The 26,761-nt window shown below is 68.5% G+C and carries 30 protein-coding genes, 1 tRNA gene and 2 pseudogenes; 14 read left to right on the forward strand and 19 right to left on the reverse strand.

Annotation, left to right across the window (positions count from 1 at the left end; genetic code table 11):
• Positions 1-105 precede the first annotated feature (105 nt).
• Positions 106-441 carry a hypothetical protein gene (locus ACTWQO_RS18035; RefSeq protein ID WP_443238353.1) on the reverse strand — a complete coding sequence of 112 codons (336 nt, stop codon included), beginning with the start codon at positions 439-441 and terminating at the stop codon, positions 106-108.
• Between the two features lie 957 nt (positions 442-1,398).
• Between ACTWQO_RS18035 and ACTWQO_RS18040 the strand changes: the two genes are divergently transcribed.
• Positions 1,399-1,758 (forward strand): hypothetical protein, encoded by a 360-nt coding sequence (locus ACTWQO_RS18040; protein ID WP_443238354.1) that lies wholly within the window; start codon positions 1,399-1,401, stop codon positions 1,756-1,758.
• Here ACTWQO_RS18040 and ACTWQO_RS18045 read toward each other — a convergent pair.
• The 4 genes from ACTWQO_RS18045 to ACTWQO_RS18060 form a co-directional block, all read right to left on the reverse strand.
• Positions 1,698-1,997, reverse strand: coding sequence for a hypothetical protein (locus ACTWQO_RS18045; RefSeq protein ID WP_443238355.1), 300 nt, complete (start codon positions 1,995-1,997; stop codon positions 1,698-1,700). The two genes, ACTWQO_RS18040 and ACTWQO_RS18045, sit on opposite strands and share 61 nt — an antisense overlap.
• Positions 1,990-2,514, reverse strand: coding sequence for a tyrosine-type recombinase/integrase (locus tag ACTWQO_RS18050; protein WP_443238513.1), 525 nt, complete (start codon positions 2,512-2,514; stop codon positions 1,990-1,992). The genes ACTWQO_RS18045 and ACTWQO_RS18050 overlap by 8 nt, the downstream gene beginning before the upstream one ends.
• Before the next feature lie 27 nt (positions 2,515-2,541).
• A complete protein-coding gene (locus tag ACTWQO_RS18055; protein WP_443238356.1) occupies positions 2,542-2,925 on the reverse strand; it encodes a phage integrase N-terminal SAM-like domain-containing protein in 384 nt (127 codons plus the stop codon).
• 9 nt (positions 2,926-2,934) lie between these two features.
• Positions 2,935-3,010: transfer RNA gene (locus tag ACTWQO_RS18060), tRNA-OTHER, on the reverse strand.
• Between the two features lie 455 nt (positions 3,011-3,465).
• Between ACTWQO_RS18060 and ACTWQO_RS18065 the strand changes: the two genes are divergently transcribed.
• On the forward strand, positions 3,466-3,846 hold the full coding sequence (locus ACTWQO_RS18065) for a nitroreductase family protein (protein WP_443238357.1): 381 nt from the start codon (positions 3,466-3,468) through the stop codon (positions 3,844-3,846).
• A 46-nt stretch (positions 3,847-3,892) separates the two neighbouring features.
• Here the strand turns inward: ACTWQO_RS18065 and ACTWQO_RS18070 are convergent, their stop codons facing one another.
• Both ACTWQO_RS18070 and ACTWQO_RS18075 read right to left on the reverse strand, forming a co-directional pair.
• Positions 3,893-4,690 carry a MerR family transcriptional regulator gene (locus ACTWQO_RS18070; protein ID WP_443238358.1) on the reverse strand — a complete coding sequence of 266 codons (798 nt, stop codon included), beginning with the start codon at positions 4,688-4,690 and terminating at the stop codon, positions 3,893-3,895.
• A 23-nt stretch (positions 4,691-4,713) separates the two neighbouring features.
• A complete protein-coding gene (locus ACTWQO_RS18075; RefSeq protein WP_443238359.1) occupies positions 4,714-5,514 on the reverse strand; it encodes an alpha/beta fold hydrolase in 801 nt (266 codons plus the stop codon).
• Positions 5,515-6,200: 686 nt separating this feature from the next.
• Here ACTWQO_RS18075 and ACTWQO_RS18080 point away from each other — a divergent pair.
• Positions 6,201-7,301 carry a serine hydrolase domain-containing protein gene (locus ACTWQO_RS18080; RefSeq protein ID WP_443238360.1) on the forward strand — a complete coding sequence of 367 codons (1,101 nt, stop codon included), beginning with the start codon at positions 6,201-6,203 and terminating at the stop codon, positions 7,299-7,301.
• A gap of 292 nt (positions 7,302-7,593) precedes the next feature.
• Entirely contained in the window at positions 7,594-8,919 is a 1,326-nt protein-coding gene (locus tag ACTWQO_RS18085) for a GDSL-type esterase/lipase family protein (protein WP_443238361.1), read from the forward strand.
• On the opposite strand, the gene ACTWQO_RS18090 is transcribed toward ACTWQO_RS18085, so the two are convergent.
• Positions 8,913-9,581, reverse strand: coding sequence for a TetR/AcrR family transcriptional regulator (locus ACTWQO_RS18090; RefSeq protein WP_443238362.1), 669 nt, complete (start codon positions 9,579-9,581; stop codon positions 8,913-8,915). The genes ACTWQO_RS18085 and ACTWQO_RS18090 overlap by 7 nt on opposite strands.
• A 146-nt stretch (positions 9,582-9,727) precedes the next feature.
• On the opposite strand from ACTWQO_RS18090, the gene ACTWQO_RS18095 reads away from it, so the two are divergent.
• The 3 genes and pseudogenes from ACTWQO_RS18095 to ACTWQO_RS18105 all read left to right on the forward strand — a co-directional run bounded on the left by ACTWQO_RS18095 (position 9,728) and on the right by ACTWQO_RS18105 (position 11,759).
• Complete coding sequence (locus ACTWQO_RS18095) at positions 9,728-10,846, forward strand: FAD-dependent oxidoreductase (RefSeq protein WP_443238363.1); 1,119 nt, start codon at positions 9,728-9,730, stop codon at positions 10,844-10,846.
• 9 nt (positions 10,847-10,855) lie between these two features.
• Positions 10,856-10,987, forward strand: a pseudogene (locus tag ACTWQO_RS18100) (MFS transporter); the annotation flags it as partial.
• A gap of 166 nt (positions 10,988-11,153) precedes the next feature.
• Entirely contained in the window at positions 11,154-11,759 is a 606-nt protein-coding gene (locus ACTWQO_RS18105; protein ID WP_443238364.1) for a GPP34 family phosphoprotein, read from the forward strand.
• Positions 11,760-11,843: 84 nt separating this feature from the next.
• On the opposite strand, the gene ACTWQO_RS18110 is transcribed toward ACTWQO_RS18105, so the two are convergent.
• Both ACTWQO_RS18110 and ACTWQO_RS18115 read right to left on the reverse strand, forming a co-directional pair.
• Positions 11,844-13,109, reverse strand: a complete 1,266-nt coding sequence (locus ACTWQO_RS18110; RefSeq protein WP_443238365.1) for a SpoIIE family protein phosphatase — start codon at positions 13,107-13,109, stop codon at positions 11,844-11,846.
• 597 nt (positions 13,110-13,706) lie between these two features.
• Entirely contained in the window at positions 13,707-13,973 is a 267-nt protein-coding gene (locus ACTWQO_RS18115; protein ID WP_443238366.1) for a hypothetical protein, read from the reverse strand.
• A gap of 113 nt (positions 13,974-14,086) precedes the next feature.
• Between ACTWQO_RS18115 and ACTWQO_RS18120 the strand changes: the two genes are divergently transcribed.
• Positions 14,087-14,296: a hypothetical protein gene (locus tag ACTWQO_RS18120; RefSeq protein ID WP_443238367.1), complete on the forward strand. Its 210-nt coding sequence runs from the start codon at positions 14,087-14,089 to the stop codon at positions 14,294-14,296.
• A gap of 312 nt (positions 14,297-14,608) precedes the next feature.
• Positions 14,609-15,676, forward strand: coding sequence for a hypothetical protein (locus ACTWQO_RS18125; RefSeq protein ID WP_443238368.1), 1,068 nt, complete (start codon positions 14,609-14,611; stop codon positions 15,674-15,676).
• A 237-nt stretch (positions 15,677-15,913) separates the two neighbouring features.
• On the opposite strand, the gene ACTWQO_RS18130 is transcribed toward ACTWQO_RS18125, so the two are convergent.
• Both ACTWQO_RS18130 and ACTWQO_RS18135 read right to left on the reverse strand, forming a co-directional pair.
• A complete protein-coding gene (locus ACTWQO_RS18130) occupies positions 15,914-16,267 on the reverse strand; it encodes a hypothetical protein (RefSeq protein WP_443238369.1) in 354 nt (117 codons plus the stop codon).
• A 35-nt stretch (positions 16,268-16,302) separates the two neighbouring features.
• On the reverse strand, positions 16,303-17,805 hold the full coding sequence (locus ACTWQO_RS18135) for a hypothetical protein (RefSeq protein ID WP_443238370.1): 1,503 nt from the start codon (positions 17,803-17,805) through the stop codon (positions 16,303-16,305).
• Between the two features lie 203 nt (positions 17,806-18,008).
• Here ACTWQO_RS18135 and ACTWQO_RS18140 point away from each other — a divergent pair, with 203 nt between their 5' ends.
• Positions 18,009-18,164 carry a hypothetical protein gene (locus ACTWQO_RS18140; protein ID WP_443238371.1) on the forward strand — a complete coding sequence of 52 codons (156 nt, stop codon included), beginning with the start codon at positions 18,009-18,011 and terminating at the stop codon, positions 18,162-18,164.
• A gap of 273 nt (positions 18,165-18,437) precedes the next feature.
• Here the strand turns inward: ACTWQO_RS18140 and ACTWQO_RS18145 are convergent, their stop codons facing one another.
• Positions 18,438-19,322 carry an alpha/beta hydrolase gene (locus ACTWQO_RS18145; RefSeq protein WP_443238372.1) on the reverse strand — a complete coding sequence of 295 codons (885 nt, stop codon included), beginning with the start codon at positions 19,320-19,322 and terminating at the stop codon, positions 18,438-18,440.
• Positions 19,323-19,469: 147 nt separating this feature from the next.
• Here ACTWQO_RS18145 and ACTWQO_RS18150 point away from each other — a divergent pair, with 147 nt between their 5' ends.
• Complete coding sequence (locus tag ACTWQO_RS18150) at positions 19,470-19,979, forward strand: SUKH-4 family immunity protein (protein WP_443238373.1); 510 nt, start codon at positions 19,470-19,472, stop codon at positions 19,977-19,979.
• 221 nt (positions 19,980-20,200) lie between these two features.
• Positions 20,201-20,386, forward strand: a pseudogene (locus ACTWQO_RS18155) (IS630 family transposase); the annotation flags it as partial.
• Here the strand turns inward: ACTWQO_RS18155 and ACTWQO_RS18160 are convergent.
• A complete protein-coding gene (locus tag ACTWQO_RS18160; protein ID WP_443238374.1) occupies positions 20,359-20,997 on the reverse strand; it encodes a TetR/AcrR family transcriptional regulator in 639 nt (212 codons plus the stop codon). The pseudogene ACTWQO_RS18155 and the gene ACTWQO_RS18160 sit on opposite strands and share 28 nt — an antisense overlap.
• A gap of 122 nt (positions 20,998-21,119) precedes the next feature.
• Between ACTWQO_RS18160 and ACTWQO_RS18165 the strand changes: the two genes are divergently transcribed.
• Together ACTWQO_RS18165 and ACTWQO_RS18170 are read left to right on the forward strand one after the other, a co-directional pair.
• A complete protein-coding gene (locus ACTWQO_RS18165) occupies positions 21,120-21,908 on the forward strand; it encodes an SDR family NAD(P)-dependent oxidoreductase (RefSeq protein ID WP_443238375.1) in 789 nt (262 codons plus the stop codon).
• A gap of 61 nt (positions 21,909-21,969) precedes the next feature.
• Positions 21,970-22,434, forward strand: coding sequence for a transposase family protein (locus ACTWQO_RS18170; protein ID WP_443238514.1), 465 nt, complete (start codon positions 21,970-21,972; stop codon positions 22,432-22,434).
• A gap of 41 nt (positions 22,435-22,475) precedes the next feature.
• Here ACTWQO_RS18170 and ACTWQO_RS18175 read toward each other — a convergent pair whose 3' ends face one another.
• The 5 genes from ACTWQO_RS18175 to ACTWQO_RS18195 all read right to left on the reverse strand — a co-directional run bounded on the left by ACTWQO_RS18175 (position 22,476) and on the right by ACTWQO_RS18195 (position 26,721).
• Positions 22,476-23,360 (reverse strand): helix-turn-helix transcriptional regulator, encoded by an 885-nt coding sequence (locus ACTWQO_RS18175; RefSeq protein WP_443238515.1) that lies wholly within the window; start codon positions 23,358-23,360, stop codon positions 22,476-22,478.
• Positions 23,361-23,396: 36 nt separating this feature from the next.
• The gene (locus ACTWQO_RS18180) at positions 23,397-24,203 is read right to left on the reverse strand and encodes an SDR family oxidoreductase (RefSeq protein ID WP_443238376.1); all 807 of its coding nucleotides are present in this window, start codon (positions 24,201-24,203) and stop codon (positions 23,397-23,399) included.
• A 214-nt stretch (positions 24,204-24,417) separates the two neighbouring features.
• Positions 24,418-24,933 carry a hypothetical protein gene (locus ACTWQO_RS18185; RefSeq protein ID WP_443238377.1) on the reverse strand — a complete coding sequence of 172 codons (516 nt, stop codon included), beginning with the start codon at positions 24,931-24,933 and terminating at the stop codon, positions 24,418-24,420.
• Between the two features lie 183 nt (positions 24,934-25,116).
• Positions 25,117-25,329, reverse strand: a complete 213-nt coding sequence (locus ACTWQO_RS18190) for a hypothetical protein (protein ID WP_443238378.1) — start codon at positions 25,327-25,329, stop codon at positions 25,117-25,119.
• Positions 25,330-25,515: 186 nt separating this feature from the next.
• Positions 25,516-26,721 (reverse strand): MFS transporter, encoded by a 1,206-nt coding sequence (locus ACTWQO_RS18195; RefSeq protein WP_443238379.1) that lies wholly within the window; start codon positions 26,719-26,721, stop codon positions 25,516-25,518.
• Positions 26,722-26,761 lie beyond the last annotated feature (40 nt).

Here is a 26,761-nt window from a genome sequence, read left to right on the forward strand (position 1 = left end):
CGGCGGATCTCCGCCCAGTCCTCCACGCTGATCACCCATCCTCCCGGCCTGACTCAACGAGTCAGGCCGCCCAGGAGGGCCACAATTCATCCGGTGGAAGTGGTCTCAGATTGAGCCGTTGCCGACACCGGCCGCCGCCGACACTACGTCTTTCAACAGCGCAACACGAGTTGGCAGCAGCAGTACGCACGTGCAGAGAAGCTGCGTCAGGAGCAGCTGGACGCCTTTGCTGCATGCAGAGGTGCCCTCGCGAACTACCGTCGCGGCCAGATGGATCTGTGGTTCGGGACCCACCGGCATCAAGCGCAGGCCTTCGACCACTCGTTCTCGTCCCTGGTGCAGAGCGAGTCGATCCGTCGGTCCTGAAGTTGTGGATCCCATCCCGGACAGCTTCACCGGCAGGCCAGGCGCCTGGTCGCTCTCCGCGTGCCGGTGCAGCATGCGCGCTCGTCCCGGTATCCGTCCCGTCGAGCAGCCAGAAAACCGGGGTCGAAACGATCACCAACACGGCAGCAACCGACCACGTCATCGACAAGTGCACGCCGACGGAGATCGCCAGGATGCGACCGTCCGGGCACCCAACTCGCGGCTACACGAAGCGCGACTCGCGGACCGGCATCCATAAGTGGCGCTCGTGAACTGTGTCGTGATGATTTTCCGGTGGTGCGCCCACATCACGATCACGGCCCTCAACGACCGGCAGCATGGGGGCCTCCCTGCGATCGATGCGTGGATACGGACGAGGGAACGTCTTCGCGGGCACCTTCCCCGACCTGGCACGCCACCAGCTCTCGGAGCATCAGAGCTTCGCTTTCCCATCGTCCCCACCACCGCCGCTCCCCTGAAAAGCACATCTGCCACCGACGTCCGGTCCAGGTCCCAGCAGAGATGGGCCCTCGTGATGACACCGGCAACCAAGATCCGGACCATATGCGAGCCAGCCTCCGTCCAACCTTCTACGCAGCCGCCATTCGTGCTGGTCAACGGCTTACACGGCCTGCACTGCCAGCAGACCAAGAACCTGCTGGCAGTGCAGCCCCTACACCAGTCCCGCGTTGTCGACAGACGCTAGATCATCCTTAAATATGCAGGTCAACAGCTACTAAGAGGTTACTAAGTCGCTACTAAAATCCTCGTAGCAACCATCCGGCGCCCGGCTGACCTCGCGCCTTCGCATTGCTTCGGGAACGCGGATTAGCCGGGACGAACCAACCTCCAGTGGCGTCTTTCGCCGCCCCAATCTCCGCCCGATGTTTCGGTGCTCCTAGCGGGTACAGCCCGGACCCCGCTCTCGACCTCCGGCACGCTTCCTGCGCGCAGGACGGCGACCAGTGAGCGGGATCGTGCGGCGCCGATATGCAGGCGCTTGCGGAGCGTCTCGGCGGAGATCGGCCGCCGGTGGGTCTGCCAGTGCCGGGCATCTTCCGCCCGGGCACGCTCGAGAAGATCCTGGCCCTCGCCGACCCGGACGGCAGGCTCGTCCGCCTGCACACTGCGCAGCCGCCCGCCTGCCGGGCCATGCCCACCCGATGGTCCTCTCGGCGCATCGGTGGCGACAGCGCGGACACCGCTAATGGCCTGCAGCAGGCCGGGGCCGACCCCGGCCCAGCCGATCAGCAGGAGCGGGCCGACCGCGTCGAAGGCCGCCCGCCCGTACGCGCCGACGAGCAGCGGTTCGGTGACGTTCAGGGCGAGCGTCAGCAGGACAGGAGCAGCAGCCTGCGGGCCGGGCGCAATGCCGTGGCGGGGGCGCCGTAGAGGGCGAGATAGCGGATCGCCAGCAGCAGTGCCAGGACGGACAGGTCCACGGCCGGCGCGACGAGCAGCGCCACCCAGGCGGATACGCCCTGCCGCAGGGCCAGCGTCCATACGTTGCCGAAGCCGAAGAGGAAGGCCAGGCCCACTACCGTCCCCGTGATCGCGGTGACGGCGCGGAAGGCCAACTGCTGCTCACGCAGGGCGGCCCGCCGGACCGTCATCGCACCGGGCTCAGACATGATCGCCGACTCCGATCCGCTGGTGGGTTTCCTGGGCGCGTTCGGCGGCGGCGCTGGCTCCGTAGCGGCGGGGCATCTCCTGCGAGGTCCAGCCGAGCAGCAGCATCAGGTCGCCGGTGTCGGCGCCGGCGCGCTTCCACTCGTGGGCGAAGGTGTGTCGCCACCGGTGCGCGTGCAACTTGGCCAGTCCGGCGGCAAGGCCCCGCCGCTTGAGCATGATCTTGATGACGTTGGGGGCCAGCGGCCGCATCCCCCGCTCGACCAGCCACAGCTCCGGCAGGGCGGCCGCCTTGTGCTTGGCGCGGGCCAGCAGGTAGCGGCTGACGGCTCGCGTGGTCTTCGGCCCGAACCGCACACGCCGATCCTTGCTGCCCTTGCCGTGGTAGTGCACGGATTCGGTGGTCAGGTCGATGTCATCGAGTGCCAGACTGCCAACCTCGGAGAGCCGCGCCCTGTATTGCAGTACAGCCGGATGATCGCCTCGTCCCGCAACTGCACGAAATCCCTGCCCTTGCAGGTGCCCAGGACCTTCGTGGTCTCCTCGTCACGAATGACCGGGACCAGCTTCTGCGGCATCTTCGGCTGCCGGACCCCGTTCCATCGGCGACCGGTCGATCTCGCCCTCATCCAGCATCAGCCACTTGAAGAACTGCTGCAGCGCCTTGTGCTTGTTCAGCGCGGTCGCCGCCGACCGCGTCTCGATCATCCACGCCTGGAACGCCTCGACGTGCGCTCGCGTGACGTCGACCGGATCCTCAGCCGCGTCATCGGCGTCCGGATCCGGCGAATACTCCCCCAGGTAGCGGCCCAACTGCGCCGCCGCCAGCAGATAGTTGTACCGGGTGGTCTCCGGATAGTTGCCCGACTGCAGCGAGCGGTCCCAGTCCCGCAGGAACCCCGACCAGGTCGTCGACAGCCCCGCAGTCATCTCACACCGTCGGGACGACAGGATTTGAACCTGCGACCCCTTGACCCCCAGTCAAGTCCAGAATGCCCCTGGCTCCACCGCCCCGGACCAGCACGGCCTCAAGATCCGGACCATGGCCGGACCAACCTCCCGCCGCGTTTCTCGACCCAGGCCATGTCCGCTGGTCAAGCTATACCCGATTCCTGTACCACCAGCAGACGAAGAGTCTCGCTGGCACCTACTCGGCCCTTACACGGGACGCCGCTGCTCCGTCTTTTCGCCCTCATCACGCAGCCCGTAACTGCGCTGACCGTTGGCCCGACTACTCCTGACGAGAGCAGTCAACTGCCTCGACCGAGCCACGCCGACGTGGAGTTCCTTCCGAAGCGTTTCGGCCGACGCAGGGCGCTGATGTAGCTCTCGATGCCGAGCATCGAGCTCCGAGCCCCTTCGGCCGGCTTCTCCCAGGCTGGGCGTTCTTGGCCCTGACCGCCCTCACTGACCGCGCTCGCTTCTGGCCATTCGTACCGACCCGTGTCGAAAAGACGCCACCCATGCAGCATGCTCCGCTGGTCGTCGTACCGCTGGCCCACAAGGCGGCCTACCTCGAACGCTACGCCGAGCCGGACAAGGGCGTGGGAAGACCGCGCAGAAGCTCGCTGGCCCGCGCCGTACTGGTACATCGACACCGCGATGGCCTCCCTGCTCATGCTGCTGACCGCTGTTGACGAGGGCCTCGGCGCCTGCTTCTTCGGCATCATGCCGGAGCAACTCAACGACTTCCGGGCCGAGTTCGGGACTCCCGATGAGTACGACCCCATCGGCGCGATCACGGTCGGCTACCGCGCCGACGACCTACCCACGCAGAGTCCTCGTGTCGAAGAACGCCGACGTGGCTCCGGTGAGGTCATCCACCGCGGTCACTGGGGCCGACACGCCTGAACCTGTCCCGAGACGGTCCCTTGAAGGTGACGAATCGGCGTCGTTCCTACTGCTGCGTTCCCGTCGGACCCCGCGTCCTGTCCACGCGCTCAAGCTTCGTCCAGCCGGTCCAGCCGCGTTTCTGCAGCAGCTCGATCAGTCGACGGGCCGGTGGTGCGGTGGTGAAGGCCAGTGTGTCCATCAGCCTCGCGAAGGGCGGCTCGATGTCGGTGTCGTCGACGTAGTCCTCGCCGTGCTCGTCGGCCATGTGCGTGAGGTGGGACGCCAGTTGGTCGGCGAGTTCGACCAGTCGTGGGTCGTCGTCCGTCCAGTCGAGGGCCTGGCCCAGGGTGAGATAGAAGTCGATCAGGTGGGGGTCGGCGATCTGCTTCCGCTTGCGTGCCGTCCACTCCGGGACTCGCTCCGGTGAGTGCGCGGCCAGCGGAATCCAGCCGTCGCGTTCGACCTGGACGATCCGCTCGTCGACGCCGAGCGCTCGCAGTCGGTCGAGGAACTCGACCACCTCCGGGGGCAGTACGAGGTTGTCGCCGGCGGTGAGGCGGGCGAGCCGCTCGCGGTGCCGCTGCCGCTCGCGGATCTCCGCTTGCAGTCGTTCGTCGATCTCCGCGACGGCGGCGGCCAACTCCCCCGCGTCGGCCTGGAGCAACTCCCGCACGCGCGCCAGTGGAACCCCGGCCTCGGCGAGCGTCCGGATCTTGATCAGCTCGACCAGGGCGCCGGCGTCGTACCTCCGATAGCCGGAGTGGTCCCGCTCCGGCTCGGGCAGCAGGCCCTTGGCGTGATAGTGCCGCACCGCGCGCACCGTCACTCCGGCGTACGACGCCAGCTCGCCGATGGTCAGCATGGGACCAGTCTCCTCAGAGCCGTTCAGGACGTCGCCCTGCGGGCCGGTCGGTGTGTTCTCCGGATGATGTCCGCGATGTCCGGAGCGTGGGTGAAGACCAGCCCGTGGCCGGTGTCGAGCCAGGACGCGGAGACGTGCGGCCGCTCGTGAACGAGCCGCTCGACGCCGGCACGCCAGAGCCGGTTGTGCCGCGGCGCACGCCCTTCGGTGCTGTCGCCGGCTATCGCGGTCGACATGATCATGGTGATGGAGTGGTCGATTTGCCGGTACCGGTCGAGGATTCCGGACCGCACCTCGTCGATCTCGAGGTTGAGGTCGAGGATGTCCTTTGCTGTGAGCGAGACCTGATGTGCAGTGCCCTTGGCCCGCTCGGACCGTTGCGCCTGGTCCTCCGCCATCGCACGGAAATCCGCCAGGTCCACGTCGGTGATGAACGGTTCGGGCAACGGATTCGCCCCGTCGATGAGGACGAGCCCGGCGACGGCGTCATGGCACTCGGCGGCATAGTGCACCGCCAGGTCCGCGCCCAGCGAGTAACCCACGAGCACGGGCGGCGAGGGCAGGGCACTGCGTCCCAGCTCCGCCAGCACGGCGACAAGGTCGCTGAGAAACGCGTCGAAGGTGTACCGGTCGGCAGCAGAGGCGAGGCCGTGGCCCCTCAGGTCGAAGGTCGTCACGTCGTGGTCGCGTCGAAGGAGTTCGGTCAGCTCGCGCAGGTCGGCCTGTGTCGAGTTCAGTCCGGGACACAGGACCAGCGGACGCCCCCGGCCGCCGCGGGATATCGGGATCCTGACGCCGTCATGGTGGACCGTGTAGTGCCGCATCGTCCCGTCGCCTCTCTCGATCCGCTCCGCGTCGTGCCGGTCGTTGTGTCAGTGATCGTCCGTTGCCGAGGCCTGTGATCAATTCCGCCGACCGCTTCGGGTACGCCGTACGACTGCCGCAGTCCTGCGACCCCGATCGGACTGGATCTCGTGGTCATGCCGCCATGCTCTGAGGTTGCCCCTGCGTCAGGGTCAAGCGGCGCAGCGGCCATGACTTCCGCACGCGTACGGCCGCCGACCCCTGGTCAACGATCAAGCCAACTGCCCGATCCCTCGTACAACCTGCTGCTGGTGGTGCCGGCGAGGAAGATCCCCAGCAGCATGACGGTGACGTCCTCCGGTTCGTCGTCGGGGCGGAGGGAGCCGTCATCGGCTCCGCGACGCGGGTGGCCCCCTTCACTTCGAGCCGGAGCCTGGTCAGAACCGTGAGGAATTCGCCGCCCACGGTTTCGTGCAGGTGAACGTCGGCGGCATGGAATCCCTCGGCACGAGCCGAAGCAGTGGCGCCACTCGGCGTTCTCCTCGTGACAGAGGGTTAACCCCACCACCGATCCGGTTGATCGCCCCATCGCTCCGGTGCACCCGGTGCGGGCATCGTGGAATGACACCGTAAGCCTGGACGATCAAGGAAAACCGCATGCGCAAGCACAAGCGCGCTGGGTGGCGCACTCACACTGGCCGTGGCGATGGGGGTCGTGGGGGGCGTGCTGCCGGCCACCGCCGCGGAATCCACCGTCGGGGAGTCCGCGCGCCACGCCGACGACGCGCGGCTGCGCGCCGTGCTGCACCGGCTGACCACGGTCGATGGCGTGCCCGGAGCGCTGGCCGAGGTGTGGGACCGGCACCGCAGCGTGCTGACCAGTGGTGTCGCGGACGTCGAGAGCCGCGCGCCGGTGCACCGCGACAGCAGGTTCCGGATCGGCAGCATGACCAAGACGTTCACCGCGACGATGATGCTGCAGCTGGTGGGAGAGCGGCGCGTCGATCTGGACGCACCAGTGGAGCGCTACCTGCCCGGCGTCGTGCACGGCCACGGCAACGACGGGCGCAAGATCACCGTCCGGCAGATGCTCCAGCACACCAGCGGACTGCCCGACTTCCTCGCCTACCTCAAACCGCAGGATGTCGTCCAGGACCCGATGGCCCACCACGACCCCCGTGACCTGGTGAAGCTGGCGCTCGCCCACCCGCCGACGTTCAAGCCGGGCACCGGCTGGAAGTACTCCAACACCGGCTACCTGCTGGCCGGAATGATCATCGAGAAGGTGACCGGCTGCTCGTACGGCGAGGAGCTGCAGCGGCGCATCGTCGAGCCGTTGCAGCTGCGGGGGACGTCCTTCCCGGGCGACGACCCGGCGATCCCCGGACCGCACGCGCGCGGATACGCGCAGCCGGCCCCGGACGCACCGCTCCTGGACATCACCGCGATCAACCCCACGGTCGGCGGCACGGCCGGCGGGATCATCTCCAGCGGCACCGACGTCAACCGGTTCATGGGCGCGCTGCTGGGCGGCAAGCTGCTGCCCCCGGCCCGGCTCAAGGAGATGATGACGACCCGCCCGACCGGCAGCTCCGACGGTCGCGCGTACGGCCTCGGCCTGGAGAGCAAGCCGCTGCCCGGCGGCGGCCTCTACTGGGGACACACCGGCGACTTCCTCGGCTACGAGACAGCCGCCGGCGCCACCCTCGACGGCAGGCGGGCCACGGTCATGGTGAACCTCGGCCCGGGCAGCTCGGACGCCCAGAGCGACGACATCCAGACCGCCATCGAAACGGCGCTCTCCTAGCGCCTCATGGGGTGGCTGGATTGGTCGCCGCCGCTCCCGGCGGGACCTCTCACCTTTCCGCTGGTCAGCGGCTTTGGCATGAGTAGTGGTCGGGTGAACGCAACTCACTCAAGGAATTGCACGGCCCGCACTGCCTGCTCGGCCGGAATCGACGCATGCGGTTGACAGGTGGGGCTGCGATGTCTGGAAGATTGCCGGTCCGAACGTGCGCCGCGACGTCGAGCGTGAGAAGGGTCCGGCTGAACTCCGGTGCACCCGCCCGCACTTGCGCCTGTTGCGAAGGATGAGGTCGATGAAGATCAGAGCCTGGCACACCGCGTTGGCCGCCGCTTCGGTGCTCTTCACGCTGCTCGGCGACACGTCACCCGCGGCACAGCCCTACGATGCCCCGCGCCCGGCCACCGACACTCCGGCGGCCGGACGGTCCGCCTGGCACACCTCATGGGCGCAGTCCCAGCAAGGCCTGGCGGAGGAACCCCTCAGGAATCAGACCGTGCGCACCATCGCCCGGCTCAGTCAGGGCGGGACAGCGGTGCGGATCCGCGTGCAGAACCAGTTCGGGCAAGAGCGCCTCGACATCGAGCACGCGTCCGTCGCCGTTTCCCGGGACGGCGGGCCAGCCGTGCGGACGGGCACCACCCGCGAGCTGACCTTCTCAGGGAGCAAGCGGGTCGGCGTGCCTGTGGGCGGCGAGGTGTGGAGTGATCCTGTACGGCTGCCGACCGAGGCACAGACCGATATTGCCGTGAGCCTGCATGTGCCCGGCACGATCCGCCCCGGTGTGCACGGGGCGGCATGGCGCAACAACTACCTGACGCCGGCGGACTCCGGCGACCACACGACCGATGCCGACGGGGCCGCCTTCACCGTCACCACCTCGTCCACCTACCTGGTCAGCGCTTTCGACGTCCGCAGCGCACGGATACGCGGCACCATCGTGGCGTACGGCAGTTCGGTCGTCGACGGAGCGGGCAGCACCGACTGCGGTCCGGGTTGCACGCCGGACGGGACCGACCAACGCTGGACGGATGTCCTGGCCCGCCGGATCGTCCGCGAGCTTCCCGCCGACCGTCAGCTCGCCATCGCCAACGCCGGCATCAACGGAACGCCCAGCGCGCCGGACTGCCCCGGCACTTCCGACGTCTACGACGGCCTGGACGCGTCGGCCCGCCTCGACCGCGATGTGCTCGCCCTCCACGGTGTCACCGGCGTGATCTTCTTCTATGGCACCAACGACCTGCAGAACCGCTGCACTTCCGAGCAGATCCTCGACAGCTACCGCAAGGTCTTCAGCCGACTGCGCGCGGCGGGCGTGCAGGTGTACGTCGTACCCAGCACCCCGCGCCCTGGATACACGGACCAGATGAACCGGTACCGGTGGGACATCGGCACATGGGCGGGCCATCAGGGCGACTGCGGTGGCGCCTGCGACGGCGTCATCGACTTCGATCAGGTCATCAAGGACCCGGTCGCGCCGAACAGCATCAGCGCGAAGTACGACGTGGGTGACGGCGTACACGTCAACATCGCCGGGCATCGGGCCGAGGCGGAGACGATCTCGCTGCGCATGCTGCTGGCCTCTGTGGGCAGGCGAGCCGACTCGGCCCACGGCTACTGAAGAGCAGCGATTCCGCTGAGGATGAGGTCGATGCCGGCGACGAACTCTGTTCGGTCGTCGTGGTCGCGTAGTCGGTCTGCGACGTTTCGGGTGAACGCGTACTCGTCGGGATCGAGGTTCGCCCATGTGGCCGCGGCGGCGTTGAGGAAGTCGGCCCGGTTCGTGTCCGGCACTGCGCGGGCGTTGGTCGCGTTCTGTTCGCCCACTCCGAGGATGTAGTGCAGTAGCGCGGAAGCGGCGGTGAACTGGGCGTCGTCGGGTACTCCGAGTGCTTGGACCTGACGCCCAAGGCGCTCGAAGATCCGTAGCATCGGCGACTGCCCAGGGGCGCGGGCGAGTTGAGTGCCGATCCACGGGTGGTCGTCGATCGCGTCGAACACGCCGAGCGCGAGGGCGCGGATCGCCTCCGGAGGCGTTGTGTCGGCGGTGCCGGTGGTCATGGCGCCGTCGACGACGGCGTCGGTCGCGGCACTGAGGAGTTCATCCTTGCCCGCGACATGCCAGTAGATCGCACCGGGCCCGGTGGCGAGGCGCTGGGCCAGCGCGCGGAACGTGAGTCCGCCCTCGCCCGCCGTGTCGAGAAGCTCGATCGCAGCCTCGACGATGCGCTCACGGGAGAGCGGTTCCCCTCGTCGCTCCGGACCACGCGTCCTGGTTGCCATGGAGACATCCTGGCACACGTCTGGAACACCGTTCCAGCTTGACATCTCTGGAACGCCGTTCCACGCTTGAGGACGGGCTGGAACGCTGTTCCAGAGACGACCTCCGGGTGCCCACCCGGGCAGGCAGCGACACGCAAGGAACCACCATGACCACTGACGTCACGATCATCGGCGCGGGGCTCGGAGGACTGACCCTCGCCCGCGTTCTCCACGTCCACGGCATTCCGGCGACGATCTACGAGGCGGAGACCTCACCGACCGCCCGCACACAGGGCGGCCAGCTCGACATCCACGACCACAACGGGCAGCTCGCCCTCAAGGCCGCGGGCCTGTTCGAGGAGTTCCTCGGCCTCGTCCACCAAGGCGGTGAGGCGTCGCGCGTGCTCGACAAGGACGGAAACGTGCTCCTCGACGAGCCGGACGACGGTACGGGCGGGCGCCCGGAGGTCCTCCGCGGCGACCTGCGGCGCCTTCTGCTCGACTCGCTGCCGGCCGACACGATCAAGTGGGGGCGCAAAGCCACCGCGGTCCGCCCGCGCGGCAACGGCCGGCACGAAGTGACGTTCGCGGACGGGACGATCGTAGAAACCGGTCTCCTGGTGGGCGCGGACGGGGCGTGGTCGCGGATCCGTCCGCTGCTGTCCGACGCGCAACCCGAGTACGTCGGCATCTCCCTCATCGAGACGTACCTGTTCGACGGCGACACCCGGCACCCGGCCGGCGCGAAGGCGGTCGGCGGCGGCTCGCTGTTCGCGCTCGCGCCGGGCAAGGGGATCCAGGCTCACCGGGAGAGCGGCGGGACCCTCCACACCTACGTGGCGCTGTCCAAGTCTCGGGACTGGTTCGCCGGCATCGATTTCACCGATTCAGCCGCGGCCACCGCGCGGATAGCGCGGGAGTTCGCCGACTGGGCACCCGAGCTCACCGCGCTGATCACCGACGGTGAGACCGCGCCGGTCCTGCGCACCCTCAGCGCCCTGCCGATCGGGCACCGGTGGGATCGGGTGCCGGGAGCGACCCTGCTCGGCGACGCCGCCCATCTCATGCCCCCGTCCGGCGAGGGCGCCAACCTGGCCATGTACGACGGCGCCGAACTCGGCCGGGCCATCGCCGCGCAACCCGATGATGTCGAGGCCGCGCTCACCGCATACGAGCAGGCCCTGTTCCCCCGTAGCGCCACGGCCGCCGCCGAAGCCACCCGCATCCACGAGCTCTGCTACGGCGCCAACGCACCCCACAGCCTCGTCGACTTCTTCACCAGCTGAGTACGAGCAGTCGGTCCGGCCGCCGCATCGGCGCTGTGGGGCCGGCTGGGGCGCCGCTGGTCCCGCCCAGTCGGCATCGCACTACCGGCGCCGGCCTCCGGGGTGGCGGCGGCGCTGGTCTCCGCGGTCCTGTTCGGGGCGAGGGGCCGCCGCCGTACTCGCTGCTGCCGCAGCCGCCGCCGTGCTGCGCGTCGGCTCCACGCACCACACTGTGGTGGTACGGCAAACCGCCCCGGTACGATCACCCGCCCGGCGGACGACGCCGCAGCCGCGGATCACCGACGCCACTGACAGGGAGTCCGACACCATGACCACAGCACGGGATCTGCTCATCGTCACCCTGGACTCCGCCGCCGACCGCCCCTCCGAGCAGGGCGACGTCGCGCTGGCGCTCGCCGGAGCCGAACTGCTCGACCTCACCGACGCCCAGGCCGTCACCCTGGACGGCGACCACATCGTCCCCGGCCCGCAACCCGACCTGGGTGACCGTCTGTTGAACGAGGCGGTGTCGGCCCTCGTCCGGCAGGCGCCGTACGAGTCCGTCGAGGAGTGGCTGTGGCGCCGGGGCCGCGGCCTGCACGCGGCGTATCTCGCCGCCCTGGAGACGGAGGGAGACGTCACCCGGCCACGCCGTCGCTGGAGCCCCCTCCGCAGCGACCGAACGGCGGTGCCCGACTCAGCGGCCCGGAGCCACGCGGCCGAACGCTGGGCATCGGGCGAGCCCGTCCTCGCCGGTCTCGCGGCCGCCGTCGGGATCCGCGACGAGCCGTCCGAAGACCTCGCGGACCTCACCGACGACGCGGTCATCACCGTATTGGCAGCCGTGAGCGACGCCGTGACCGAGCTGGCAGCCGAACGGCAGCGGCGAAGCATCGAAGACGCGGCGTTCGACAACATCTGGCGGGGGCCGTGACCCGCCCGACAGTCATTGGCAGACGTCGGGCGTGAACATCAAGTCCCGGCTGTGGACGTCAACTACTGAGGCAGCCGCTCCCGTTCAGGAGCTGGAGCGCTGCAAGTCGTGTGCGTGCGCGGAGCGGTGCTGGAGCCGGGCGGCCAGTGCCGCGACGTCGTCCTCGGCGTTGCGGGCGTCGAGGCGGGCGAGCGCCGTGTCGAGGACGTCCTCGATCCCGGCGGCGGCCGAGAAGCTGAGACCGGCCAGCCGGTGCAGGGACTGGTCGATGCCCTCACCGCGGCGCTCGACGAGGCCGTCGGTGAACAGCATGAGTGTCTCGGAGGGCTCCAGCCGGTACGTCGCCGGCTGGTAGCCGCCGAGGCCGGTTCCCAGGGGCGGGCCGACCGGCACGGGAAGGAGTGCGACCCGGCCCTCGCCGTCGATCACGGCCGGCGGCAGGTGCCCGGCACTGGCCAGGGTCACCAGCCCGCGGACGGGGTCCACGCGCGCGATGAGGCAGGTGGCCGGGCGGCGGTCCGCCTCCTTGGCGGCGATGTCGTCGAGCTGGCGCAGCACGCGATGCGGTGGCAGGTCGGCGGAGGCTATGTATCGCAGGGCCGAGCGGTAGGCCGCCATGTCCACGGCGGCCTCCAGGCCGTGCCCCATGACGTCACCGACGACCAGGAGCGTACGTCCGAAGTGCAGCCGGACGGTCTCGCACCAGTCGCCGCCGACCAGGGCCCGCTGCCCCACGGGCAGATAGCGGATGGCGACGTCCAGGTTGGGGTGCGGCCGACCGGGTTCGGCGAGCAGCGCACGCTGCAGCTTGCCGACGATGCCGCTCACCGCGTCGTGCTCCCGGGCATGCCGGATGTTCGAGGAGGCCTGTTCCGCGAGGAACTCCACCAGCTCTCCCTCGGCTCGCGTGAACGGCGCACCCTCACGGGCGCACACCAGCAGGCCGTAGTGGTGCCCGCCGGCGGTGAGTGGCACGCACAGCGCGGGCCGGGAGCCGCCGGAAGCCGCATGCACGACCCCGCCCTCCCCCAACGCCGCCGACTCCCCCGCGACAGCTGCCGCCCACTCGACACCGGGCAGCACCTCCGGGTTCCCGCACACGGCCTCGTACTCCGAGCCGCCCCCGCTCCGCACCCGCAGGATCGCCGCCGCGGCTCCCACCTGGCCGGCGACCTCTCGGGTCAGCTCCGCACAGGTGGTGTCCTCGTCCAGCGTCGTACCGATCCGGCCAGCAGCCGACCGCAGCGCACCCAACAGGGACGGCGCACCCACGCCTCGCGCGGGCACACCGCCGCGACCGCCGGCCTCTACGGCCGCCGGACTGTGAAACGACTCGAACCACTGCGCCACAACCACCACCCTAAAGGCGTTGCAGAGCGGCCGACGTAACACCCAGGTTCCATCGTATCGAACACACGTTCCCTCATCGGCCGGGGCCGGAGCGTGGTTCACCATGTCAGGCGTGCACAGGGCATCCAGCCGCCCTATATCACCGACCCCGTTACCCAACTCGCCGTCGACGGCGGCAGGCAGGCATCGTGAGCCCAGGCCAGGCGCCGGCCTCGGGCCACGTCGTGACGGCGGATCTGTGCAGGTCACCGACGGACCGACAACAGTGCCGTCGACGACGCCGCCACAGCGGACGGCCGCCCTGCAGCAGGGGTGCTGGTAGGGAGCTTCGTCGGCTACTGCTTCCCGGCGAAGCTGCAGGTCTCGGCTTCGGCGAGGGTGCGGGGCAGTCCGGGTGCTCGGGCAGGTTCGGTGGGACGGCGGGGAGCCGGTCGGCGAGGCCGGTGACGGTCTTCCGGGTGACCGCGAGGTCCTCGAGGTGGATATCGGCTTACCGCAGCCGGGTCTGCAGTTCGCCGATCTGCGCGCGGAGGTCGTCGGCCTGCGCCCGGGAGGCGTTCTGCTGGATGTCCCGGGAGTCAAGCAACGACTGGTTGTTCATGCGGTGACCGCCTGTGGTTCGCGCCGTATCAGGATCCCGCAGGGCTGTTGGCCCTTCCACCGTCGCGGCGGCGACAGGAATCCCTTGTCCTGGGGGTTCCGTTCGGCGACCTCGACGTCGATGCCGAGGCGGGTGCCGTGCGCGACGATCTGGTTCTTGAAGCCCTGGTTCACGAGTGCTTTGCGGACGGCGCGGCCGGCGTGCTCGGCAGTCTGGTCCGACAGGCCGATGCCCGCGGCGTTGCCGTGCGTGTTCGAGGACAACCACCACGATGACCAGGCCGAGGACGTGCACGCCCAGTCCGCGCTTGCGGCCCGGCACCGGGCGTCCAGCACCACCAGGGTCGGGTCCTCTGATCAGCGGGCCTTCTCATGACGTGCGAGCCGTCGATCGAGCAGGCGTCCATGTCGAGGAGAGCCATGCTGCGGAACTCGGCCAGGAGGGCTTCGTGGAGGCGGGGCCACACCCCGCCTCGGTCCAGTCCCGCAGCCGCCGCCAGCAGGTCACCCCACTGCAGCCGATCCGCTCGGCAGGCACGTCCGCCCAGGGTCACGCCCTTGCGCAGCACGTACACGATGCCGGCTAGGGCGACCCGGTCGTGCACCGGCTCCCAGCCGGGGAACCAGTGCCGGCGTGGAGCCCGGGCCGGGAGCGGCGGGCTGCCCGCTCCCACAGGTCGTCAGGCACAAGATCGTCAGCATTCGGCAACCCCTGCCCGACGACTACCTCAACTCCCAGCCGCGAAAGCAACAGGCAAGCGCAACAGTTACGCCACACCAGCCGCCGATAACAGATGCGATGCCCGCTGTCACCTGCGGCCCACCCCTAACTGGATCAGGGGTTCCGAGCGGCACATTCCGCACTCACGCTGGTCCGCAACCTATCGAAAGGAACAGTTGTGCGATCTCGCATGCTCGGGACGGCAGCCGCCATCGGCACGGCTGCCCTGCTGCTCAGCGCGACGCAAGCCGTCGCCGCGCCCAAGGCCACCGCCTCCGCCTCCGCCTGCACTTGGACCAAGACCACGCTGCCCTTAGCACCAGGCGCCGCGTTCGGTGAAGTCCAGGCGACCGATCACCATGGCGGTGCGGCCGGCCTGATCAAGAACGACCCGGCGCTGCCGGACGGACTGGGTTCCTGGAAGAACGGCGCCGCATCCCTCGACAAGGCCGGCGCGGCCTACACGACGTACGAGGTGATCGACCAGAACAGCTCCGGAACCTACATCGCCAACAGCAGGTTCGGGTGGATCACCGGTCCCATCTACGGGATCATGGTCGTCAAGGACGGCCAGCGCCTGCCCACTCCTTCCACGTGGGGAGTCGATGGAGTGCTCGACATCGCCGAGAATGGCGACATCACGGCATGGGCCAAGCTCGGAACCGCCACGAGCAACCCCACTACGCACATTCTGCGCTGGAACGCAGACCGTCCCACCGAGGTCACCGAGCTCGGCCAGATACCCGGCTTCCCCGCGACCGCCAGACCCACGGACGCGGACGAGGACGGCACCGTCCTTTACACCATCTGGAGCAGCACCGGCGCGAGGAACTACACACTGCGCAACGGCCAGGTTGTCGAGCTGAAGAAGCTGGCGGGCCTTGAGAACACCACGGCGGATGCCATATCCAACGGCAGAGTCGTCGGTAGCGGCACCTACGGGGGCAAGCACGTCGGCGTCCTCTGGGGGAACGACGGAACTGTCACCATCCTGCCGAACTCGGAGAACAGCGGGGACCTCGCGATCAACAAGAGTGGCCTGATCGTCGGCTCCGGCGGCAACTCGTCGACGGACAACGGCATCCCCGTATGGCAGCTCGGTACGTTCGTCAAATGGGTCGGCGGCACGGGCGACATCGCCCATACCGTCGGGGATGACGGCACCATCGGTGGCCTGACGGTCACTCCGGCCGGCGCGGACCTGTATCCCCCGAAGGGCAACCCGGCCCTCTGGCGCTGCAGCTGACCGCTCCAGCACACGGTGAGAGCCCCGCGGGCGGGGGCAGGTGGCGGGCACCGCGCCCACACACCTGCGGGCTTCTCGTGCGTAGCCACGCCGGCAACGAACCGCGACGAGCAAGCGCGGCATTACCCCGAAAACCGCCCGCCGCGGCGTCGGTCGCTTGAGCACCGCGGTCGACCCGGCTGAACACAAGGCCGCGGTTCCTGCAGGGCGACTGACCCGAGCGAGTTCGATCCCCGCTCAGTAGCCGGGCGGGATCCGGTCCTGTGGCCCGTCGGCAGCCTCTTCCGCGCCGTCGTCGATCTGTGCCCGCTCGGCCACGGCCGGGTCGGTCGAGTCCGAGACCAGCTCGGCGATGCGCAGGGTGCACTCCCACTCCGACAGCCTGCCTTTGATCACCACCAGGTATGACTCCTGGTCGGCGAAGCGGTACACGCGGCGCCACTTCTCGACGATGTGTTTGCTCGGTACATACGTGTGGCAGGCAGCACGGAGCGCCTTCAGTGCCTCGTCCTTCGATTCCTGCCCACGGCAGATGAACTCGGTCCTGTACGCGTCGCTGTAGTACTCCGCGATCACGACCCAGTTACCCATGCACTCCCCCTCGACGCGGTCACGATCAGTGTCGTTCAACGGCCGTGAGGGGCGAGTGTCTCCCCGAAACGGGCGTCGGCGGTGGGGGCACGGAGCGTGGCGCCGTTGAAGGACCATGAGCGGTTGGTGGAGAGGCCGCCGCTGGTGCCGGGGAAGACCCAGACGCGGCCGTCGCCTGTGTCCTCGCCGGGGGCGGAGGCGATCAGGCTGGTCCTGAGGTTGCGGTCGGCGTCGATGAGCCGCAGCGCGCCGCCGAACTGGTCGGCCTTCTCGGGGGTGCCGGGGACGGCCCTGGGGCTCTGGCTGAGGGTGCGGATGCCGTTGGTGGTCAGGCCGGTGGCGGAGCCGCGCATCACCCAGACGGTGCCCGCGTCGGCGGCTGTGCCCATGTCGTTGCCGGGGGCGCCGATCGCGACGTCGCCGTAGCCGTCGCCGTTGATGTCACCGACGGTGAGGGCACCGCCGAAGCGGTCGCCGACCCGGTTGACGCCCGGGACGCCCGGGGAGTTCTGGGTCCAGAACTGGCGGCTGGAGCCGCCGTTCGGGCTGCCCGGGCCGCCGGGTCCGCCGAAGTGGACGTAGACGACACCGGCGCCGGAAGGGTTGCCCGCGGAATCGCGCTCGGTGGGGGAACCCACGACGAGGTCGGTGTAACCGTCCTTGTTGACGTCGCCCGAGGCACCGACCGGGCCACCGCCGGATATCTCATAGCGGTCCGCCCACCCACCGCCTCCCCCGGACACGTAGACCGCCCTGCCGTACAGGCCCGCCTGGCCGTAGCTCCCGGTCCCGAGAATGACGAGGTCGTCCGCGCGGTCCTTGTTGTAGTCGCCCATGGTGAGCGAGGCGGGACGGAAATCCGCGGGTACGAAGAAGGACAGCGCGGTGTAGTCCGAGGTCATGACCCGGCCGTAGGGCATGACCTCGAAGCTGAAGGCCCACAAGGTGCCCTTGGAGATGATGGCGACCGACGAGTCGACGATCTTGAACCACCCGGCGGCCAGTCCCATCCCGAAGCGGTTGCCCGCCACCGGGGTGATCTCCCGCAGCCATCGGCTGTCGGTGGCCTGCAGCCCGGTCGCGGAGCCGAACAGCACGGTGGCCGAGCCCGCGTCGACTGCGGAGCCGATGTCCTTGCCGGGGGCGCCGACGACGAGGTCGTCGTAGCCGTCGCGGTCCACGTCGGCCGTGGCGGTGGAATGCCCGAACCGGTCGCCGCTTTGGGCGAGACCTTCCACGCCGGGGGTGCTCATGCTGAACGTCGCACGCCGGGAGGTGGAGAGGCCGGTCGCCGAGCCGTACAGAACGGCGACGTAGCCGGCGCCCTTCTTGCCGCTGACGGTGCCGCCCGGGGCGGAGACGACGAGATCGCGGTAGCCGTCGCTGTTGAAGTCGTCGTGGGTGATGGGCGCGGGGGCGGCGGTGGCCGACGTGGTCGTCGCGGTGATCGTGGCGCCGATCGTCAGCAGTGCGGTCACGGCGGCCGTCGCGGTCGTCCGGCTCGTCCTGCGTCTGCTGGTGGGTCGCTTGCTGCGCACGATGGGGCTCCCGGGATCGCGGCGTGGCCGGGCGCGGAGTGGCGGGGGCCGACGAGGGGCCCGTCCCCCGCCGTCGCCAGTTGGACCCGGGAGCGGGCCGAAGGGTTGCGCCGCGCAAGGGAGTTGCGGTCCACCCCTGTGGTGACGTGATCAAGGTGCGGCGGCAGAGAGCCGTCCGATCGCCTCGGGGCCGAGCGGTACAGGTGGTCGAACGCCACGAACGCCCTCACTCCGCCCCGAACGTCGAGATCATCACCGACGCCACGGAGCACTTCTTCGCCATGCTCGCGTGCGCCGGAATCTTGGCCGACTGGGGGCTCAGAGTGGCCAACTGGGCGGTTCTGGCCGCTCTTCCGTGATGGCTACGGCCCTTTCCGGAGCAGCAGGTCCTCCGTGAGGCGGTGCAGGGGCAGTGCGTCGCCCTGGTCGAAAGCTGAGCCGTTTAGGGGTAGTTGGCGTGTGGTGGGACAGGCGGTGAAGCGTTCGCCTGGCGGTTCGTTCAGGAGATAAGAAATAGTTCAGCGGGACTTGTGGAGAGCCCGGCGCTCGGAGAGGGGCACACCGGGTTCGGGAGGCGGTTCGGGGAAACCCCCCGGCAACGATGCTGGCAGGGCGCCCCGGGACGGCCGCTTCTACGAAGCCGCTTCGCCCACGCCCACCGACTGGTTCGGGTGATCAGCAGACCGCCACAACCAGCGCAGAGCATCTGGGAGCAGGACACCACCGTGGTTGGGGCTGTGGCCGCCATCGCCCAGGACGAGGCGGAAGTCGTAGCCGGCTTCTGCGAGAGCTGCCGCGACACGCAAGTTGTCGGCGAGCCAGTTCGCCTCGGGCTCGTTCCAGCGCAGGTCACGATGGCCCGCCTGCAAGAAGATCCGCAGCGGCTTGCGAGGAACGCGGGGAATGACTTCGGGGTACGGGTTGCCGTCCGGCATCTGCGCGAAGCTGGACAGGTACCCGATGACGCGGCGGAACTTGTCCGGGCGTAGCCACGCCGCGGTGAAGGCGCAGTTGCCGCCGCTGCTGCCACCGCAGATGCCCCACTGATCGGGGTCCTCGGCGATCGAGTAGTGCTTGCTGACCTCGGGGACGATCTCGTTCAGGAGGAAACTGACGTACCGATCGTCGAATGCGTCGTACTCGGTGTTGCGGTTCTTCGGATCCTCGGCGTCGGGGAAGATGCCGGGGTCGACGAACACGCCGATGGTGACCGGGATGTCACCCCGGTGCATGAGGTTGTCCAGGACGATCGCCCCGCGGACCTCACCTGCGGGGTCCAGATACCACCATCCGTCCTGGAAGACCATGAGCGACGCTGGGTTGGCAGGGTCGTAACCCGCCGGCACGTGGACCCAGACCTTCCGGGACGTGCCGGGGTACATCGCGCTGTCGTTCCAGTCGAACTCGATCGTCTCCCCGACGGGCACGTCCGGCTGTCGAGCCGAGTCGGGGCCGTGGACGTAGCGAACGTCCGACTGGTCAACCGGAATTGGCTGGTAGGGCACCTCGATCGTCACGCGGGCCAACCTAGGGGAGATCGCGAACCGCCTCAAAGAGGTCTCCACCTTTTGGTCCTTGATGTCGGGTCCGGACGCCCGGCACGAGTCGCCCGTCTCGCGGGCCTGTGGGTGTTGCGGGGCAGTCCGTCGGGAGAAGATCCTCCCGTGAGCCACCCCCTGCCGCAGTTGCCGAAGCCCGAGTTCCTCTTGATCCCCATCGAGGCCCCACCCGGGGTGCCAACCCGGATCGCTGTCGATCTCGGGGAAACGGGCATCCCAGGCGGGTTGATCGGCTACGAGTACCGACCGCTGACCGAGCCGGTGTACTTCGAGGGGATCGGTGAGCGGGGGCTGGTCGCCATCGCGACGAGTGGCCTGTTCGGACGCATCGCCATCGACGTGGCCAGTGGTCACGTGGTGCAGATTCCCAAGATCGAGTCAGCGACAGCCAGTCACGTGAACAGGGACCTCGACTCCTTCAACCGATGCGTCGCGGCCGTGATCAAACGCTTCCCGTTCTATGCGGAGGGCGACGAGGAGAGGTGTGAGGAGGTGGCGGAAGAGCTGCGCGATCTCGTCTCCGCCATCGACGAGACCGCTCTCGTGCACAACGGGTTCTGGGAGACCTTCTGCGACGACGTGGCGATCGGGGACTATGCGGACTGGGAGGCGTGATCTCGGACCGATTCCGATTTCGGTCAGCCGTCCAGGCTCAGGCCGGTGGCAGCGATGCAGCCATCGACGCGATCAGGGCGGTACCGGATCCCCTTGAGCCGACGTTTCGCGCTCTGGTGACCGATGCCGTGGACTAGTTGACCGCCGCTGGTGAACTTGATTGGGGAAGGTCGGGGCTGTTCGCCTGACCGTGACCGGTCCGATCCGGTAGCCCTGAGCTGGTGAGATACGCGCAGGGCGGCGGGTTGACTGACGCAGGGAGGGCCGCACGGGAGCGTGTCCGGCTTCAGACCGTGGAACGCTTCGAGCGACCGGGTCGAGAGCTTGCCCATGCGGGAGATATCAGGTGGTTGCGCAGAGCGGCGGGGCGCCTGGCGCCTCAGGCAGCGGGGGTCCCCGGCGCGCCGTATCGGGCGAGCATGGTCAGCACCGCTTGGTCGACCGCGTTGGTGATGGCGGAGTCGTCGGGCTCCCAGCGCGCGAGCAGCATCCGCGGCCAGAACACGTAGTTGGAGATCATTCCGAGGAACTGGGTCGCCGCCATCTCCGCATCGTCAAGCCGTGCCGCACCAGCGGCGTTTTCCGCTTCCAGGTAGCGGCGGACCGATTCGAAGTAGGGCATCTTGCCGAGATTGAACTGCGTCTCGCCGAGCTCGGGGAAGCGCGGTACCTCGGCGATGACGATGCGGAAGAGGGCGGCCATGCCGGGCTGGGTGAGAAGGTCCACGTATCGGCGTGCGATGGTCTCAAGTCCTGCGCGGAGGTTCCCTGGCTCAGGGAGGGGCGCCTCCTCGTCGTCGACCTTCCAGTGTTCGGCGACCATCGCCTCGAACAGGGCCGCCTTGGTGGTGAACTGCTTGAACAGGGTCGCCCTCGACACTCCGGCCGCCTCGGCGATACGGGCCAGTGAGGTGCCGTCGTAGCCGGAGTCGAGGAACAGCTTCGTCGCTGCCTCGATGATGGACGTCCGCTTCTGCGCCGCCACGCGCCGGTGGTATTCCGAAGGCTGTGCCGTCATGCCCTCCAGTATGCCCCTCGCTGCGAGGTGAGTCACTTGACTCACCTCTAGCCCTGCTCTTACTTTGAGAGAGGAGGTGAGTCGAGTGACTCACCATTAATGTGAGCCTGGAAGGATGCATCATGGGACGCTTCGAGGGCCAGACCGTCATCGTCACGGGCGGCAGCGGGGGCATGGGCAGCAGCCATGTGCAGGGCTACCACGCCGAGGGGGCGAACGTCGTCATTGCCGGCCGCGACGACGCCGCCGGCCGCGATCTCGCTGCTCAGCTCGGTCATCGGGCTCTGTCCGTTCACTTGGATGTCGCCAGCGAGGACGACTGGGCGGCGGTGGTGCGAGAAGTCGAGGGCCACTTCGGGCCGATCACCATCCTGGTGAACAACGCGGGCGTCCAGAACCCGGCGGCCCCTGTCGAGCACACCGAACTCCGCACCTGGGAGCACACCTTCAGCGTCAACGTCACCGGCCAGTTCCTCGGCATCAGGGCCGTGGCTCCGTCGATGCGCAGGGGCGGCGGCGGAACCATCGTCAACATCGCCTCGACCATGGCCCACGTCGGCACGGCCTTCTACGCCCCCTACACCGCCAGCAAGTGGGCCGTGCGTGGGCTGACCAAGACGGCCGCGCTGGAGCTGGGGCGGGACAACATCCGGGTCAACTCCATCCACCCCGGCGTCGTCTCCACACCGCTGATCAACGAACCCACCGTCGCAGGCCAGCCGGCCATCGCCGACTTCTACTCGCCCGATCCCTTCGCCATCCCCCGCCTCGCCGAACCCTCTGAGATCACCCGCCTGTTGCTCTTCATCACCTCCCAGGACGCATCTTTCGCCACGGGCTCGGAATTCGTCCTGGACGGGGGCATGCTGCTCGGCCCCGCGCTGCAACCCGAAGCCGACATCGCAGCTTGAGCCGACATTGCAGTAGGGGCGTGCAGGCGCGGGCACCCATCTTGTCTTGTTCAAGGCGAAGATCACGGCGTCCGAGCCGTCCTGGATAGCTCTATTCACTGGGCTGAGCCCGCGCTGCTTCGGCAGGTTGGTGGCCGCGTTGCGACGAGAGGGCGCGGATGCGGTGCGGCGGGGCCGTCCGTGGAGTCTGCCGCTGGAAGACCGCGTGCTGCTCGTGACAACGTACTGGCGCACAAACTTGACGATGCGCCAGCTTGCGCCGCTCTTCTGCATCTCGAAGTCCGCAGCCGACCGCATCATTGACCACCCACTCGCGGCCATTCGACGAGCGGCCTGGCAAGCCGAAGTCCTGGGCTGGAAAGAGGAACACAACCGGTCCCACAAACAGGTTCGCGCCCGCATCGAGCACACCTTCGCCCGCGTGAAGACCTCGAAGATCCTGCGCGACTGTCGCCTCAAAGGCGACGGCATCCACCACGCCGTGCGCGGCATCGCACGCCTCCACAACCTCACCCTCGCCGGATAGGTGCACTCGACCGCCTCCGGCCGAAACCTGCCCGTCTTGGACTATCCGTCGTGTGCTTCGAGCTCGGTCGCCAGCGTCTGTTGGGTGGCCGCCCACGACGCCAGGAGCGCCAAAGTGTCAGCGGTCGGTGTGCCCGCGGGTGCGGTGTAGACGTTGAGGTGCAGGCCGGGTTCGGCGGGCAGTTCCAGGGACTCGACGTCCAAGTCGAGTTGGCCCACGATCGGATGGCGCACACGTTTGCGGCCGGACCGGTGCAGCCGCACGTCCTGAGATGCCCACCGCTGCCGAAATAGCTCACTGCGCGTTGACAGTTCGCCGACCAGGGCGATCAACTCCTCGTCGTGCGGATTGCGGCCGGCTGCCATGCGTAGCTTCGCGGCCGCGTCACCGGTAATTTGGTCGTAGTCGACAAAGAAATCTCTGGCCGCCTCGGGGTCCAGATAGACGAACCGCGCTGTGTTCGCGGGCCGTCGCGGGTCGGCCAACACCGGTGAATAGAGCGCGCGAGCGAGTTGGTTCATGGCGAGCACGTCATAACGGCCGTTACCGATCCAGGCCGGCGCATCGGAGATCGCGTCGAGCACCTGCTGCAGCGTCGAGCGCACCGTCACGGCAGGCCTACGTCGGCGTGGGCCGCTGGGCGCCCTGGATTGGCGCGCGAGGTGGAACAGGTGGTCGCGCTCGGCCTCGTCGAGTTGCAAGGCAGAGGCCAACGCGTCGAGCACGCCATCGGAGGCACCGGCGAGGCTGCCGCGCTCCATGCGCACGTAGTAGTCGACCGATACCCCGGCCAGTAGCGCCACCTCCTCGCGGCGCAGACCTTTGACCCGACGGTTGCCGCCGTAAGCGGGCAGGCCCGCCTGCTCGGGTGCGATGCGGGCGCGACGCGAGCTGAGAAACTCCCGGATCTCGGCGCGTAGATCCATCGTGGCCATCCCCTCACCGTAAGCCCGTCGCGCAGTCTAAGGAGTACCCGTTGCGGTCGTCGCGATGCCGCCGTCTACCGGGATGACGGTGCCCGTGAGGTAGGACCCAGCCCGGCCAGCGAGAAACACGGCGATACCCGCCATGTCGTCGTCGCGGCCGAGCCGGCGCAGAGGGGCCGCCGCCGCGATCGTGTCGCCGATGGCATCGAGCGTGGACGCCATCATCTGCGACGGGAACACTCCCGGTGCTACCGCGTTCACCGTGACGTGCTGTGGGCCCAGCTCTCTGGCAAGCACTCTGGTGAGTTGATGGAGCGCCGCTTTGCTGCTGGCGTACGAGTAGTTGGGCGACTGGGCGACGTGGATGGCGGCGATACTGCCGATGTTGATGATCCGCGCGGGATCATCGGCGGTGCCCGCCTTGCGAAGTGCGGGGAGCAGCGCCTGCACCAGCCAGAAAGGCGACTTGAGGTTGAGGTCGATCACTGCGTCCCAGGCCTCGTCCGGGAACGTCGCCAGCGGCTCGCGCCACATCGCTCCCGCGTTGTTGACAAGGATGTCCAGGCGTTCCGAGTCGGCCTTGACAAGATCAGCGAGGCGCTGACACTCGTCGTGCCTGGACAGGTCGGCGGGGATTGCTTGAACGTCGCCGAAATCGGACAGTAGATGCTCTGCCTCCGCGCACGTGTCTGCCTTGCGTGAGCTGATGACGACGCGGGCGCCCGCCTGGAGAAGGCCGCGCGCTATCATCATCCCAATTCCCCTGGTGCCGCCAGTGACAAGGGCGTACTTCCCACTCAGATCGAAAAGTTCTGTGTGAGTGGCGAATTGGTTGTCCGTCATTGGTCTCCGTCCCTTGCGTGTCCATGGAGTGTTGTCGGCGCTTTCGACTCAACCAGGTTGACAGGCGTTTTGGACGTCTGGGAGACCCTGGTGATCCAGGTACTGTGAGAACCCCTTTGCCTGGTGCGCTGACTCACCCCGGATCCACCGGCTTGTCACGGTCGGTGAAGGGCATGTTCGATTCCCGTGTCTGAGCCGGAGTGCGCCGGGTCTGTCAGGGATGGTCGGGGCTGCCCGCGAGGGATCCGCCTATCCAGAAGGGCAGTGCCTTTTGGTCTTTGCTCAGCGACCGTCGTATGGCGTTGACCAACTGCACCTGCGCTTGGGCGGGTGCTCTACTGGCCTGGGCGAACTCCTCCGCGCTCAACGGATTATGCAACGGGTCGCGTGCCGGGTCGCGCGCCACCTGGTCCAGGAACGCGCCGATGGCCTTGCCGAAGTTGTCGATCTCCGCCGCGACGGCGGCGGGGGCGACCAGGCTGGCACGGGTCAGGGCTGCGCTCCACTCGCTCCAGTCGTAGTCCCATCCCTGTCGGCCGGCATGGGCGCGGCTGATGGTCATCGTGAACTTGGCGTAGTGGCTGATCAGTTCCTGGTAGGCGATCAGTTGCTTGTCCCGCAGCCACTGACGGTCCTGGGCACGGTGCGTGATGATGCCCCCGACCAGGACCCCGATCGTGGCGGACAGCGCCCCGGCGGCCGTTGTCACCAGTGTGTCCAGCAGTGCCACCCGAGGCCCCGCATCCCCTGTCGCTCGAACGCCAGCGGCTCGAACCTACTGGTGACCGGGCTCCGGTGACAATGCCCAACCTGCGCTGGCGCAGGCAGCCATCGCGGCGGGTCACGCGAGCAGGATCGTCTTCCGTAGGAGGGCAGGAGGACGCCGGTCTGCTGGGTGAGCATGTCACCGAAGTCACGGATGAGTTGGTGCGCGGTCGGCGGTACCGGAGGCGGCTGTGGGGGTCCGGCGGGGCTGGTGCAGGCAGTGCCGCGCCCAGTCGCGCAGCGTGGAGTAGCTGCTCTGCCAGCCGCGTTCGGTGAGTTCGCGGTGCAGGGCGGTGAGCGAGATGCGGCCGCGGGTCTCGGCGATGCGTCGGGAGTTCGCAACCGTCCATGCCCAAGACATCGACCGCGCCACCCGTGTCCAGTCCGCTGAATCGAACACGCCCTTCACCGACCGTGGCAGCTTCCTGTGATCGCTGCCAGAGCCCAACTCACTGCGCCTGGTCTTCACCAATCACCCGTGAATCGGGGCCAGTTGGAGTCGCCGTGGCGGAGCCGTTGGTGCCGCCCCAGCCAGGGAGGGGAGGATTCAAAGGGAGTACTCGGTCTGCTGCACGGGCGACCTCGCGTGATGTGCGGCTACGGCCATGACGAGGACGGACGCCAGGACGATGCCGGCGCCGACGTAGAGCGGTGCGGTGTAGCCGAGGCCCGCGGTGATGGCCAGGCCTCCGAGCCAGGCGCCGAGGGCGTTGCCGACGTTGGACGCGGACACGTTGGCGCTGGCGGCGAGTGCCGCGCCGTGGGCGTAGTCGGTGACGCGAGTGATCATGCCGGGGACGCCGGCGAAGCCGAACAGCCCCATCAGAAAGACCAGGATGACGGAAGCGGTGGCGCTGCCCGCCAGCAGGCCGAACGCGGCCAGGGTGACGGTGAGTCCGAGCAGGGCGAGGACCAGGGCGCTATCACGGTCGTGGTCGGCCGCTCGTCCGCCGATCAGGTTCCCGACGACGAGGCCGACGCCGTACACCATGAGCAGCCAGGCGACATCGGCGGAGGAGAATCCGCCGACCTCGGTGAAGGTGTAGGCGATGTAGCTGAACGCGCCGAACATCCCGCCGTAACTGAGCGCGGTGGCTGTCAGGGTCAGCCAGACCTGCCAGGACCGGAACGCACGGAACTGGGCGCGCAAGCCGATGAGCGGTATCGGGTCGGAGCTGCGCGTCGCAGTCGGAGGTCGTGTTTCTCCCGCCGCGGCGGGGACGAGGGCGGCGATGCCCGCCAGGGCGAGTACGCCGATTCCGGTGACCGCCCAGAAGGCCGCCCTCCACCCCCAGCGCTCACCGACCAGCGCACCGAACGGCACACCGAGCACGTTCGCGACGGTCAGCCCGGCGAACATGACCGCCACCGCACGGGACTTCTTTTCCGGCGCGACCAAGCTGCGAGCGACCAGCGAGCCGATACCGAAGAACGAACCGTGGCAGAGCGCCGCGACGATCCGCCCGAGCAGCATCACCGGGTAGTTCGCCGCAACCGCCGACAACAGGTTGCCGATGACGAACAACCCCACCAGGCCGACGAGGATCCCCTTGCGGGGCAGCCGCGCCGTCGCCGCGGTCAGCACGATCGCGCCGACCGCGACACTCAACGCATACCCGGAGATCAACCAGCCCGCCGCCGCCTCGGACACCCCGAAACTCGACGCCACCTGCGGCAGTAGCCCGGCGATGAGGAATTCGGTCAGACCGATACCGAAGCCGCCGAGTGCCAGCGCGATGAGTCCACTCGGCATCCGTCGCTCTCCGATCACGCGCCCAACGAGTCATGGGTCA

It is taken from the genome of Streptomyces sp. 4N124 (assembly GCF_052245395.1).
In the GTDB taxonomy this organism is placed as follows: Bacteria; Actinomycetota; Actinomycetes; order Streptomycetales; family Streptomycetaceae; genus Streptomyces.

Coding starts and splice junctions, on each gene's coding strand:
- ACTWQO_RS18035 (WP_443238353.1), bottom strand. CDS start 441: ATGCTGCACCGGCACGCGGAGAGCGACCAGGCGCCTGGCCTGCCGGTG.
- ACTWQO_RS18045 (WP_443238355.1), bottom strand. CDS start 1,997: ATGTCTGAGCCCGGTGCGATGACGGTCCGGCGGGCCGCCCTGCGTGAG.
- ACTWQO_RS18055 (WP_443238356.1), bottom strand. CDS start 2,925: ATGACTGCGGGGCTGTCGACGACCTGGTCGGGGTTCCTGCGGGACTGG.
- ACTWQO_RS18065 (WP_443238357.1), top strand. CDS start 3,466: ATGCTCCGCTGGTCGTCGTACCGCTGGCCCACAAGGCGGCCTACCTCG.
- ACTWQO_RS18070 (WP_443238358.1), bottom strand. CDS start 4,690: ATGCTGACCATCGGCGAGCTGGCGTCGTACGCCGGAGTGACGGTGCGC.
- ACTWQO_RS18075 (WP_443238359.1), bottom strand. CDS start 5,514: ATGCGGCACTACACGGTCCACCATGACGGCGTCAGGATCCCGATATCC.
- ACTWQO_RS18080 (WP_443238360.1), top strand. CDS start 6,201: ATGGGGGTCGTGGGGGGCGTGCTGCCGGCCACCGCCGCGGAATCCACC.
- ACTWQO_RS18085 (WP_443238361.1), top strand. CDS start 7,594: ATGAAGATCAGAGCCTGGCACACCGCGTTGGCCGCCGCTTCGGTGCTC.
- ACTWQO_RS18090 (WP_443238362.1), bottom strand. CDS start 9,581: ATGGCAACCAGGACGCGTGGTCCGGAGCGACGAGGGGAACCGCTCTCC.
- ACTWQO_RS18095 (WP_443238363.1), top strand. CDS start 9,728: ATGACCACTGACGTCACGATCATCGGCGCGGGGCTCGGAGGACTGACC.
- ACTWQO_RS18105 (WP_443238364.1), top strand. CDS start 11,154: ATGACCACAGCACGGGATCTGCTCATCGTCACCCTGGACTCCGCCGCC.
- ACTWQO_RS18130 (WP_443238369.1), bottom strand. CDS start 16,267: ATGGGTAACTGGGTCGTGATCGCGGAGTACTACAGCGACGCGTACAGG.
- ACTWQO_RS18160 (WP_443238374.1), bottom strand. CDS start 20,997: ATGACGGCACAGCCTTCGGAATACCACCGGCGCGTGGCGGCGCAGAAG.
- ACTWQO_RS18165 (WP_443238375.1), top strand. CDS start 21,120: ATGGGACGCTTCGAGGGCCAGACCGTCATCGTCACGGGCGGCAGCGGG.
- ACTWQO_RS18175 (WP_443238515.1), bottom strand. CDS start 23,360: ATGGATCTACGCGCCGAGATCCGGGAGTTTCTCAGCTCGCGTCGCGCC.
- ACTWQO_RS18180 (WP_443238376.1), bottom strand. CDS start 24,203: ATGACGGACAACCAATTCGCCACTCACACAGAACTTTTCGATCTGAGT.
- ACTWQO_RS18190 (WP_443238378.1), bottom strand. CDS start 25,329: ATGTCTTGGGCATGGACGGTTGCGAACTCCCGACGCATCGCCGAGACC.
- ACTWQO_RS18195 (WP_443238379.1), bottom strand. CDS start 26,721: ATGCCGAGTGGACTCATCGCGCTGGCACTCGGCGGCTTCGGTATCGGT.